At 56.1% G+C, this 10,394-nt stretch carries 21 protein-coding genes; all 21 read right to left on the reverse strand.

What is annotated here, in order from left to right:
* Positions 1-36 precede the first annotated feature (36 nt).
* Entirely contained in the window at positions 37-252 is a 216-nt protein-coding gene (locus DMG62_14390) for a 50S ribosomal protein L30 (GenBank protein PYY22281.1), read from the reverse strand.
* Positions 253-256: 4 nt separating this feature from the next.
* Positions 257-769, reverse strand: coding sequence for a 30S ribosomal protein S5 (locus tag DMG62_14395; GenBank protein PYY22282.1), 513 nt, complete (start codon positions 767-769; stop codon positions 257-259).
* Between the two features lie 4 nt (positions 770-773).
* On the reverse strand, positions 774-1,145 hold the full coding sequence (locus tag DMG62_14400; protein ID PYY22283.1) for a 50S ribosomal protein L18: 372 nt from the start codon (positions 1,143-1,145) through the stop codon (positions 774-776).
* Between the two features lie 69 nt (positions 1,146-1,214).
* Positions 1,215-1,754, reverse strand: coding sequence for a 50S ribosomal protein L6 (locus tag DMG62_14405; GenBank protein PYY22284.1), 540 nt, complete (start codon positions 1,752-1,754; stop codon positions 1,215-1,217).
* Between the two features lie 62 nt (positions 1,755-1,816).
* Positions 1,817-2,215 carry a 30S ribosomal protein S8 gene (locus DMG62_14410; protein PYY22285.1) on the reverse strand — a complete coding sequence of 133 codons (399 nt, stop codon included), beginning with the start codon at positions 2,213-2,215 and terminating at the stop codon, positions 1,817-1,819.
* A gap of 152 nt (positions 2,216-2,367) precedes the next feature.
* Positions 2,368-2,592 carry a type Z 30S ribosomal protein S14 gene (locus DMG62_14415; protein PYY22286.1) on the reverse strand — a complete coding sequence of 75 codons (225 nt, stop codon included), beginning with the start codon at positions 2,590-2,592 and terminating at the stop codon, positions 2,368-2,370.
* 41 nt (positions 2,593-2,633) lie between these two features.
* Positions 2,634-3,179 carry a 50S ribosomal protein L5 gene (locus tag DMG62_14420; protein ID PYY22287.1) on the reverse strand — a complete coding sequence of 182 codons (546 nt, stop codon included), beginning with the start codon at positions 3,177-3,179 and terminating at the stop codon, positions 2,634-2,636.
* Between the two features lie 3 nt (positions 3,180-3,182).
* Positions 3,183-3,512, reverse strand: a complete 330-nt coding sequence (locus tag DMG62_14425; protein ID PYY22288.1) for a 50S ribosomal protein L24 — start codon at positions 3,510-3,512, stop codon at positions 3,183-3,185.
* Positions 3,513-3,537: 25 nt separating this feature from the next.
* Positions 3,538-3,909 (reverse strand): 50S ribosomal protein L14, encoded by a 372-nt coding sequence (locus DMG62_14430; protein ID PYY22289.1) that lies wholly within the window; start codon positions 3,907-3,909, stop codon positions 3,538-3,540.
* A gap of 30 nt (positions 3,910-3,939) precedes the next feature.
* On the reverse strand, positions 3,940-4,263 hold the full coding sequence (locus DMG62_14435; GenBank protein ID PYY22290.1) for a 30S ribosomal protein S17: 324 nt from the start codon (positions 4,261-4,263) through the stop codon (positions 3,940-3,942).
* Positions 4,264-4,304: 41 nt separating this feature from the next.
* Positions 4,305-4,691 carry a 50S ribosomal protein L29 gene (rpmC, locus tag DMG62_14440; GenBank protein PYY22291.1) on the reverse strand — a complete coding sequence of 129 codons (387 nt, stop codon included), beginning with the start codon at positions 4,689-4,691 and terminating at the stop codon, positions 4,305-4,307.
* 2 nt (positions 4,692-4,693) lie between these two features.
* A complete protein-coding gene (locus tag DMG62_14445) occupies positions 4,694-5,107 on the reverse strand; it encodes a 50S ribosomal protein L16 (GenBank protein PYY22292.1) in 414 nt (137 codons plus the stop codon).
* Positions 5,108-5,135: 28 nt separating this feature from the next.
* Positions 5,136-5,798, reverse strand: a complete 663-nt coding sequence (locus DMG62_14450) for a 30S ribosomal protein S3 (GenBank protein PYY22293.1) — start codon at positions 5,796-5,798, stop codon at positions 5,136-5,138.
* A 2-nt stretch (positions 5,799-5,800) separates the two neighbouring features.
* Positions 5,801-6,286, reverse strand: coding sequence for a 50S ribosomal protein L22 (locus tag DMG62_14455; protein PYY22294.1), 486 nt, complete (start codon positions 6,284-6,286; stop codon positions 5,801-5,803).
* Between the two features lie 13 nt (positions 6,287-6,299).
* Positions 6,300-6,614 (reverse strand): 30S ribosomal protein S19, encoded by a 315-nt coding sequence (locus DMG62_14460; protein ID PYY22295.1) that lies wholly within the window; start codon positions 6,612-6,614, stop codon positions 6,300-6,302.
* Positions 6,615-6,620: 6 nt separating this feature from the next.
* A complete protein-coding gene (locus tag DMG62_14465; protein PYY22296.1) occupies positions 6,621-7,445 on the reverse strand; it encodes a 50S ribosomal protein L2 in 825 nt (274 codons plus the stop codon).
* A 202-nt stretch (positions 7,446-7,647) separates the two neighbouring features.
* Positions 7,648-7,989 (reverse strand): 50S ribosomal protein L23, encoded by a 342-nt coding sequence (locus DMG62_14470; protein ID PYY22297.1) that lies wholly within the window; start codon positions 7,987-7,989, stop codon positions 7,648-7,650.
* Positions 7,989-8,663, reverse strand: coding sequence for a 50S ribosomal protein L4 (locus DMG62_14475; GenBank protein ID PYY22298.1), 675 nt, complete (start codon positions 8,661-8,663; stop codon positions 7,989-7,991). The genes DMG62_14470 and DMG62_14475 overlap by 1 nt, the downstream gene beginning before the upstream one ends.
* Positions 8,664-8,665: 2 nt before the next feature.
* Positions 8,666-9,436, reverse strand: a complete 771-nt coding sequence (locus DMG62_14480; protein ID PYY22299.1) for a 50S ribosomal protein L3 — start codon at positions 9,434-9,436, stop codon at positions 8,666-8,668.
* Between the two features lie 60 nt (positions 9,437-9,496).
* Positions 9,497-9,814, reverse strand: a complete 318-nt coding sequence (locus DMG62_14485) for a 30S ribosomal protein S10 (GenBank protein ID PYY22305.1) — start codon at positions 9,812-9,814, stop codon at positions 9,497-9,499.
* Positions 9,815-9,936: 122 nt separating this feature from the next.
* A partial coding sequence (tuf, locus tag DMG62_14490) for an elongation factor Tu (GenBank protein ID PYY22306.1) occupies positions 9,937-10,394 on the reverse strand: 458 nt, incomplete at its 5' end.

Below are 10,394 nucleotides of genomic sequence, written 5' to 3' on the forward strand. Positions count from 1 at the left end.
GAAACGCAGCATGCTGCGTCTCTACTTTGCTGCTGATTACTGAACAAACTCAAGCAGGTGCGGAATCTTCTTCACCATTCCACGAATCGACGGCGTATCTTCCCGTTCGACTACTTGGTTCAGGCGTGTAAATCCCAAGCCCTTGACGATTTTCTTATGCTTCACCGGCGAGGCAATGTACGACCGCACCCAGCGGATACGCACCGTTCCCTTTGCCCCTGACTTCTGAGAGCTAGCTTTTTTCTCTGCCATCTGTCTACAGCTCCTGGGCGGTCTTGCCGCGAAGGGCGGCCACTTCCGCCCGATCACGAAGCTTGCCGAGTGCATCGAAGGTGGCTTTGATCACATTGTGCGGATTCGCCGTGCCCAGCGACTTCGTGAGCACGTTCTGCACTCCTGCCGAAGTCATCACCGCACGCACTGCACCGCCGGCGATCACGCCGGTTCCTTCCGGAGCCGGCTTCAGAAGAACATGTCCCGAACCGAAGCGTCCGAGCACCGCGTGCGGGACCGTCGTCTGCGTGAGGTTCACCTTAATCAGGTTCTTCTTCGCTGACTCGATACCCTTGCGGATGGCCTGCGGAACTTCCTTGGCTTTGCCGGAACCATAGCCCACTACTCCGGCGGCCGGATCTCCAACGACTACCAACGCGGCAAACGACAGGTTCTTGCCGCCCTTAACTACCTTCGTAACGCGATTGATGGCGACGACCTGGTCCTTAAGCTGAAACTGACCAGCATCGATTCTCTTCTTTGCGGTTGCTGCCATTCGTTTAAAACTCCAATCCTGCTTCGCGCGCGGCATCAGCGAGAGCCTTGATGCGTCCGTGGTACAGATAGCCGCCGCGGTCGAAGACTACCTTCTTGATACCTTTTTCCTGTGCCCGCTGCGCGACCAGCTTGCCAATTTCCTTGGCCGACGCGAGATTGCCACCAGTCTTTTTCTTGCTTTTCCCTTCCTTACCGCTTGCCGTGGAGGCAGACACCAAGGTGACACCGCTGCCGTCGTCAATCACTTGCGCATAGATGTGATTCAGCGAGCGGTAAATGTTCAGGCGGGGACGCGCATCGCTTCCCTGAAGCGCCTTACGGATTCGCGTGTGAACCCGTCGCCGTACTGCATCTTTTGAAATCTGGGGAATCATGTTTTTCTATTGCAGCATCTTCGCCGCTGCATCCTTTCCTTCGCAGAACACCCTGGTTCCGCGATGAAGTTACTTCGCTCCCGTCTTACCGACCTTCTTCTTCAGGCGCTCGCCTGCGTAGCGAACACCCTTGTTCTTATACGGATCTGGTGGCCGCAGCGCACGCATATCGGCAGCGACCTGTCCAACCTTCTGGCGGTCAATTCCAGTGAGGGTCAATCGCGTCTGCTTGGGATCGACCGCAACATCAATGCCCGTGGGTAGCGGGAACTCGATGGGATGGGAGAATCCCAAGGTGAAGACCACGGTGCCCTTACCCTTCATCTCCACGCGATAACCAATTCCAACGATCTCGAGTTCTTTCTTCCAGCCGTGGGTCACGCCTTCGACCGCGTTGAAGACCAGAGCGCGCGCTAATCCATGAAGAGCCGCCTGCGAATCGTTCTCGCGTATGGCAACGAGGTGTCCGTCTTTTTGTTCGACCTTGATTCCGCCTGGGACTGGAGTATCCAGCCTGCCCTTGGGTCCCTGCACCGAAACGAGATTGCCCTGGATGTTCACTTTCACCCCACTGGGCACTTCGATCGGCTTTTTTCCAATTCTCGACATAAGTTCCTTTCGGTGAGTCGTCCCAGGGTTACTGGAAGTCCACAACCGTGATTAGCTCTTAACTACCAAACCTCGCAGAGGATTTCGCCGCCGATTCCGCTCTTGCGCGCCTGGCGGCCGGTCATCACGCCTTTTGGAGTTGTGAGAATGTTGATTCCCAACCCGCCGAGAACGCGCGGAATCTCTTCGTGGCCAACGTACACGCGGCAGCCCGGGCGCGAGATGCGCGCGAGGTTCGTGATGGCGGCGTCGTTGTTCGAGCTGTACTTCAGATATACGCGCAGAACTTTGCGCCCGTTCTCTTCGGTGGCCTTGAAGTTGGAAATATAGCCTTCCTCTTTCAGGATGCGCGCGATTTCCATCTTCAGCTTCGAAGCGGGCACGTCCAGCTTCTGCTGGCGTGCGCTAACAGCGTTACGAATTCGGGTCAACAAATCTGCGACCGGATCGGTCAAACTCATTCTTATCTCCTCTTATCGTTTCGCGTTAGCCCCGGTCTGCCCGGGAACCGGTCCGAAACGTACTGCAGTGAGCACCCGGCTTTCGGCACTCAGCCTTTGGCCTAAACCATCATGGGCTCGACCGGCCGAACGCTGAGTGCCGAAAGCCTCTTTTACCAGGACGACTTGGAGACGCCTGGAATTTCGCCGCGAAGAGCGAGTCCGCGGAAGCACAGGCGGCACACGCCGAACTTGCGCAGGTACGCGCGTGGCCGTCCGCACAGCTTGCAGCGGTTATGTCTGCGGGTTGAAAACTTGGGTAGCGCACCTTTGCTGCCGCGCGCCTGCTCAAACTTTTTCTCGATCTTCGCGTCCTTCACTCGTTTTGCTGTGGTCATGCAATCCTTAGAAATTTCAGAACTAACTACTGGTAACTTCGTTATGCAGCGCGGAACGGCATTCCGAAGCTGCGCAGCAGTGCGCGGGCTTCGTTGTCGTTCTTGGCCGTTGTCACGATGGTGACATTCATCCCTTTGAGTTTGTCCACCTTCGCGTAATCAATCTCTGGGAAGATCAACTGATCTCGCAGTCCAAGCGTGTAGTTGCCGCGCCCGTCGAAGGACTTCGTCGATACTCCGCGGAAATCGCGCACGCGAGGCAGCACGACATTGATGAGACGGTCGAGGAACTCGTACATCCGATCACCCCGCAGAGTGACCATGGCGCCAATCGGCATCCCTTCGCGAACCTTGAATGCGGCGATCGACTTCTTCGCCTTCGTGACTACCGGCTTCTGTCCAGTGATCTGGCCAAGTTCGCCAACAGCGGGATCGAGGACCTTCGCGTTCTGCGTAGCCTCTCCGACTCCCATGTTCACAACGATCTTGTGCAAACGCGGAACCGCCATCGGATTCTTCAGCGACAGTTCTTTCTGGAGCGCCGGAGCGATGTCTTTGTGAAATCTCTCTCGTAATCTCGCACTCATGGCTTAACTCTTCTCCAGCGTGGTCTTGCAGCGTTTGCAAACGCGCACGCTTTTGTCGCCGTGCCGCTCATGGCCAGCCCGCACTGGGCCACAACTCGGACAGACGAGCTTTACGTTCGAGATTGCGATCGGGCTCTCCTGCTCGGCGATGCCACCCTTGATATTCTTCTGCGGATTCGGCCGAACGTTCTTCTTCACCATCATTACGTGCTCAACGAGCACGCGGGCCGTATCGGGAAACACGCGCAACACACGCCCTTCTTTGCCTTTGTCTCGACCGGCAATGATCTTTACCTGATCATTGCGGCGGATGTCATAAGTTTTCTGCATCATCGTCAAACTCTCTCAACCAGCTTGCCTAGAGAACCTCTGGGGCAAGCGAAACAATCTTCAAAAACTTCTTCTCACGCAGCTCCCGGGCGACAGGACCAAAGACACGCGTCCCAATCGGCTCGCCGGCTTCGTTGATCAGTACTGCTGCATTCTGGTCAAAGCGGATGTAGGTGCCATCACGTCGCCGCGATTCCTTGCGCATCCGCACAACGACGGCCTTCACTACGGTTCCCTTTTTTGCCGTGCCATCCGGCGATGCTTCTTTCACTGCAGCGGTGATGATGTCACCCAATCCGGCACTTAAACCGCTCGATCCACCCAGGGGCAGAATCATCTGCAACTTACGCGCGCCGGAGTTATCGGCAACTTCCAACATGCTTCGCATCATTACGGCCATAATCTTTTTCTCCTCGTCTGCGAAGTAACCCTAACTCGCCTGCTCGATCTTTTCCGCACCAGGCACGATCGCAGCTCGCTGAATGATCTCAGCAAGACGCCACCGCTTCAGCTTGGACAAAGGACGAGTCTCGACGATCCGCACAACATCCCCGGTACGAGCGCTGTTCTCTTCATCATGCGCGTAGAACTTCTTGGATTTCGCAATGACGCGCTTGTATTTCGCGTGTGACTTGCGCATCTCCACCTCTACCACAACCGTCTTCGCCATCTTGGTGGAGGTTACGTAACCGATCTTTTCATTCCGGTGCGAATCCGTCTTCTGCGTCTTTGCTCCGGTTGCCTGTTCAGCCATTCAAAATCTCCTTCATCCCGCTCGAGCGGGAGCGCGAAGAACTATCGCTTCGCCTTACTTTTCTTTGCTGCGGCCTTTTTCTTCGGCGCAGAAGCCTTCTTTGCAGCGGCTGACTTCTTCTTTGCGACAGCTCTCGAGGACTTCTTGCCCGGCGGCTCCTTCGTAGCTGCTGCAGGAGCCGCTTCCTGCGTCGGGCTTGCCGTGGCAGTGGCGGCGTTGCTCACGCGAGTATTGTCGATTCCCAATTCGCGCTCGCGTGCGATCGTCTTGATGCGTGCCAAATCCTTGCGCAACTCGCGCATTTTCTTCACGCCGGTCGTCTGTCCCATTTTGAGCTGAAACTTCAGGCGAAAGAGCTGATCAGCCGCATCGCGCTGCTGATGCGCAAGCTCGTCAGGACCAAGATTTCTGATCTTCTCAATGTTCATTTCTAGTGTCCTTCGCGTGCAACAAACTTGGTCTTTAGCGGGAGCTTGTGCGATGCTAGCCGCATCGCTTCCTGCGCATCGGTCTGACTTACCCCTTCCATCTCAAAGAGGATCTTTCCCGGGCGAACCACGGCTACCCAATGATCCGGCGCTCCTTTGCCCTTACCCATACGGGTTTCGGCAGGCTTCTTGGTTACGGGCTTATCAGGAAACAATCGCAGCCAAACTTTGCCGCCACGCTTCACGAACCGAGTCATGGCCACACGGCTTGCTTCGATCTGGCGGTCAGTAATGTAACCGCATTCCAGGACCTTGAGTCCGTAATCACCGAAAGAGAGCTGCGAACCCCGCCATGCTTTTCCGGCCATGCGCCCGCGCTGCGTCTTGCGGTACTTAACTTTTTTCGGCATCAACATAGAAATCCGTTTCCCAATCTTTTAATTACTAGAACCCCGTAGCTACCTGCGGCTCGCGCTTCTTCTGCGCGAGAATTTCGCCTTTGTAAATCCACGTCTTTACACCGATCACGCCGTACGTTGTGCGGGCTTCGCTGAAACCATATTCAATGTCCGCACGCAGCGTGTGCAGCGGAAGACGTCCCTGCAGATACCATTCGGAACGGGCGATTTCGTTTCCGTTCAAACGTCCGGAGACGCGAACCTTAATTCCCTTGCAACCAAAGCGCAGAGCGGAATCCACAGACTTGCGCATCGCGCGGCGGAAGCCAACGCGCTTCTCGAGCTGGAGTGCGATCGACTCAGAAACCAACTGAGCATCGAGCTCCGGCTTATGCACTTCCTGAATGTCGACAAAGACATCTCGGTTCGTCCGCTTCTGCAGCTCAACCTTTAGCTTGTCGATCTCGGCGCCTTTGCGTCCAATGATGATTCCGGGACGCGCGGTCTTGATGATGATCCGCAGTTTGTTTCCCGGACGCTCGATCTCAATCGCGCTCACGCCCGCAGACTTGAGCTTGTCCTTTAGCTCCGCCTTCAGCTTCACGTCTTCGAGGAGAAGCTTGTCGTAGTCCCGCTCAACGAACCAGCGCGACTTCCACGGTTTGGTGTAGCCGAGCCGAAATCCGTAGGGATGTACCTTCTGACCCATAGTTATCCTTTCGCCGTTGCTTTCTTCGAGGCGGTCTTCTTTTTTGCGGCTTTGCCGGGCGTGCGCTTCTTGGTAGTCGCGCTCTTCTCACCTACTACGGTCGCAGCACCGGCACTTTCTGCGCGAAGCCGTTCCGCAAGAGCGATTTCAATGTGTGCCATGCGGCGCTGGTAGCGATATGCCCTTCCCATCGGAGCCGGACGGATACGTTTCATGCGAGGACCATCGTTGGCGATCGCCCGCTTCACATAGAGCTGATCGACATCGACATCCAGACCCTTCTCCTGCCCAAGATAGTTCGCGTTCTCGACCGCGGAGCGCAGCAGCTTCTCGATCGAGGGAGCGATTCCCTTTTTGGTAAAAGCAAGCGTATTCATCGCATCTTCCACGCGACGGCCTTTAATCAGATCCAAAACCAAGCGTACCTTCTGCGGCGAGACACGCTGAAAGCGGGCTTCTGCTCGAAATTCCTGTTCAGCAAAATTCATATTCGTCTCTCCGTTATTTCGCCGGTGCTGGCGCTGGAGCCGGCTTGGCTGCAGTCTCCGTTGCCGCTGCCTTTACCGAGTGACCTTTGAAGTTGCGCGTCTGGCTGAATTCACCCAACTTGTGTCCGACCATGTTCTCGGAGATGTACACGGGAATAAACTTGCGGCCGTTGTGCACTGCGATCGTGTGTCCAACCATGTCGGGATGGATCGTCGAGCGGCGCGACCAAGTGCGTACAACCTTCTTGTCGTTGGCCCGGTTCATCGTTTCGATCTTGACCATCAGGTGCTCGTCAATAAACGGCCCCTTCTTTGTGCTTCTCGCCATAAAACCTTATTTCCCTCTGCGGCTCACAATGAATTTGTCGGTCCGCTTGTTATTGCGCGTCTTGTAACCGCGAGTCGGCTGTCCCCAAGGCGTAACCGGATGACGTCCGCCGGAGGTCTTTCCTTCACCACCGCCATGGGGATGGTCGACTGGGTTCATCGCCACACCGCGGTTTACTGGACGGCGTCCCAACCATCGCTTACGACCAGCCTTACCGATCGCGACGTTCTCATGGTCGGTATTCCCAACTTGGCCCACAGTCGCCATGCAATCCATCAGCACCTTGCGCGTCTCACCGGAAGGAAGCTTCAGCGACGCATAATCGCCTTCCTTCGCCACTAGTTGCGCAGCCCCGCCAGCCGAGCGAACCATCTGCGCGCCCTTGCCGGGCTTCAGCTCGATGTTGTGCACCGTCGTACCGGCGGGAATGTTGCGCAGTGGAAGCGCGTTGCCCACCAGGATGTCGGCGTCAGGCCCGCTGACGATCTTCTGTCCAACCTGCAATCCCACGGGCTGCAGGATGTAACGCTTCTCGCCATCTGCGTACGACAGCAGCGCGATGCGCGCCGAACGATTGGGATCGTATTCAATCGACGTTACCGTCGCGGGAATACCATCCTTATCGCGCTTGAAGTCGATGATGCGAATCTTGCGCTTGTGTCCTCCGCCACGATGCCAGCTCGTCAAATCGCCGGAATTGCGGCGGCCGCCCGTGCGCAGCTTGATCTCGGTCAGCGGCTTGTGCGGACGATCGGTCGTGATCTCGTCGTTGACCAGCGTCGTCTTAAATCGTAACGACGGAGTCAGCGGTCTGTATGTCTTAATCGGCATTGGTTATAACTCTCAGCCGGGGCATTGCCCCAATTACTGAATCGGGTGATCGGATGATCGGATGATCGGGTGAAGTAACTGCAATTGTTTACTTCGCCGAAACCCTAGCACCGACTCGCGCCGATCTTTGTTTTCCGGGCGCGTCACCTGGTGGGTCTTACTTCGCACGATCACCCGATGACTCGATCACCCGATTTCTTTCTTACGCGTTGTCCGCGTATTCGGGCATCTTCTCGCCCACTTTCAATCGAACGTACGCTTTTTTCCAGTCCGGACGATGTCCTGCAAAACGTCCGCGGCGCCGCTCCTTACCGTGAAAATTCGCAGTACGGACGGTATCGACCTTGACCTTGAACACTTGCTGTACAGCGTTCCGGATCTCGGTCTTCGTAGCTTTCGCGGCAACTTCAAATACGAGCTGGCCGGAGGTCGCTTCTTTCTTTCGCGGACTCTTGTCCTTCGCAGCCTTCGGATCGAATTCCTTGGCGCGCTCAGCCTTTTCCGTGATCACGGGCCTGCGGATGATTTGATATGCAGATTTCATTAGGCCACCTCCGCCTTCTGCCGCTTGGAGACGGCCTTCTTCAGCGTCTCCTGCAACTGCTCAATCGCAGGCCGCGAGAAGATCGCACGATCATAACGAAGCAGGTGATACGGATGTACTTCCGAACCAGACACCAGCTCTACGCCGTCGAGATTCCGCGCACTCAGGTACAGATTGCGATCATGCTCCCGGGTGTCAGAGTTCACGTTCGCGACAATCAAAGAAGTTTTCTCAACGCCCAGCGTGTCCAATGCTTCGCGCAAGTCTTTCGTCTTGCCCGACAGCGAGTCGAGACCATCAACCACGGTCAGCTTGCCATCAGAGAACTTTGTCGCCAGAGCCGAACGCAATGCTCCGAGCAGTTTCTTTTTAGGAAACGCGAAATCGTAGCTTCGCGGCTGAGGTCCGTGGACCGTGCCACCGTGACGCCAGAGAGGCGAACGAATCGAGCCAACACGCGCCCGGCCAGTTCCCTTCTGCTTCCACAGCTTTCTGCCTGCGCCGGAGACGAGCTTCTTATTCTTGGTCGCGTGGGTACCCGCGCGCTGAGCTGCGCGGTAATGCGTGACCGCCTCCCAGATCAGGTCTTCATTGATCGTGCCGAAGACCTCGTCTGCCAGCTCGAAGCTGCCGACTTTCTTGCCCTTCAGATCTACAATGTCAATCTTTGCCATGGTTATTTCTTGGCCTTTCCGGCAGCGGCTTTCTTCGCAGCCTTCAACGGATCGACCGTTTGCGCGCCTGCAAATCCACGACGCTCACGCGGCGCCTGCTTGGCCTTATTGATGACTACGTATCCGCCTTTGGGACCAGGTACCGCGCCTTCGACCATCAACAGATTTTCTTCAAGGTCGATCCCGAGAATGCGCAGATTGCGGACCGTGCACTGCTCGACGCCCATATGACCAGACATGCGCTGTCCGGGGAAGGTTCGCGATGGGAACGACGATGCGCCGATTGAGCCCTGCACCTGGAACATGTGTCCGTGTGACTTTGGACCACCGCCGAAATGATGTCGACGAACGACGCCGGCAAATCCGCGTCCTTTGCTGGTTCCGGTCACATCGACGAATTTTTCATCCTGGAAGATATCGACCAAAACCTTGTCCCCGACCTTCACCTGACCGTTGCTCTCCGCCGCCGGATTCTCACCCTTCGCTTGCTTCTCACCCGCTTCAACCGGAGTTGTAACGGCGACTTCCTTCATGAACTTCACCGGCGGTAGATTGTGCTTCCCGAAATGGCCCTGCATCGCCTTCGTGACGCGCTTGCCTTTCACGAACTCGACGAGACCAATCTGAACCGCGTCGTATCCGTCACGGGCAGCGTTCTTGCGCTGGGTGATCACGCACGGACCAGCCTGCAGCACCGTGATCGGGCGAACCTCACTCCTATCATCGAAGAGCTGCGTCATGCCGACTTTTTTTCCTAAAATTCCGGAAACCATTTTTTCTTCTTCTCCTCATCATCCCTTCAAGGGACTGTAGGCTCTCTCGCGAGAGTTTCTCTAACTTCCAAATGCCTTGATCTCGACGTCCACGCCGGCCGGAAGATCGAGCTTCATCAGCGCATCAACCGTCTGCTGTGTGGGATCCAGGATGTCGAGCAGCCGTTTGTGCGTGCGGATCTCAAAAGCTTCCCGAGACTTCTTGTCGACGTGCGGCGAACGCAGCACACAGTACTTATTCTTAATCGTTGGCAACGGAATCGGTCCCGCTACCTGCGCTCCGGTGCGACGCGCGGTTTCCACGATCTCACCAGTCGACTGGTCAAGAACGCGATAGTCGTAAGCCTTCAACCGGATGCGTATTCTCTGTCCTACCATTTGTTGTCTCTCAAAGATCTGCTGCGGTCGGTTTGCCGCTGCGGTCAAAAAAGTTCTCAATTTTCAGTAATTAGTTGTCACTGAATGAAAACTGATTACTGAATACTCGTTTCTGCACTTGCTCAGGCAAGAATTTCTGAAATCGTTCCCGCGCCTACCGTGCGTCCACCTTCGCGGATGGCGAAGCGCAAGCCCTTTTCCATAGCCACCGGCGTAATCAGCTCGATGGTCAGCGCTACGTTGTCTCCAGGCATGACCATCTCTGTGCCGGCCGGCAGCTCGGCGACTCCCGTCACGTCCGTCGTTCGGAAGTAGAACTGCGGACGATAGCCTTTGAAGAACGGCGTATGACGTCCACCTTCTTCCTTCGTCAGCACATAGATCTCGGCCTTAAACTTGGTATGCGGCGTAATCGATCCCGTCTTGGCCAGCACCATGCCGCGCTCCACGTCTTCCTTCGCGATACCGCGCAGCAGCAGTCCAGCGTTGTCTCCAGCCAGACCTTCATCCAGCTGCTTCTTGAACATCTCGACGCCGGTTACCACCGTCTTTCTCGTCTCGCGGAAGCCCACGATCTCTA

The organism is Acidobacteriota bacterium (assembly GCA_003225175.1).
Taxonomy (GTDB): domain Bacteria; phylum Acidobacteriota; class Terriglobia; order Terriglobales; family Acidobacteriaceae; genus Gp1-AA112.